Source organism: Photorhabdus namnaonensis (assembly GCF_001684335.1).
In the GTDB taxonomy this organism is placed as follows: Bacteria; Pseudomonadota; Gammaproteobacteria; order Enterobacterales; family Enterobacteriaceae; genus Photorhabdus; species Photorhabdus namnaonensis.
Map to the genome: position 1 here is coordinate 1 of NZ_LOIC01000040.1, position 360 is coordinate 360.

The window sequence follows — 360 nt, forward strand, 5'->3', positions numbered from 1 at the left end:
CTGCCCATGGCTAGCTCACCGGGTTTCGGGTCTATACCCTGCAACTACTTCGCCCAGTTAAGACTCGGTTTCCCTGCGGCTCCCCTATGCGGTTAACCTTGCTACAGAATATAAGTCGCTGACCCATTATACAAAAGGTACGCAGTCACCCCACCCCAAAACGCTCCACTGCTTGATTGTTGTGTTGGGCGTCGCTGTCGCTCCGCCAACCGTCATCCAGGATGACGTTACGCATTTTGTGCACCACGCAAAGCGAAACGCTTTGGTGGTGGGGCTCCCACTGCTTGTACGTACACGGTTTCAGGTTCTCTTTCACTCCCCTCGCCGGGGTTCTTTTCGCCTTTCCCTCACGGTACTGGT

At 55.0% G+C, this 360-nt stretch carries 1 rRNA gene; it reads right to left on the reverse strand.

Going from position 1 to position 360, the window contains the following annotated elements:
- Positions 1-360, reverse strand: a 23S ribosomal RNA gene (locus tag Phpb_RS07855); the annotation flags it as partial.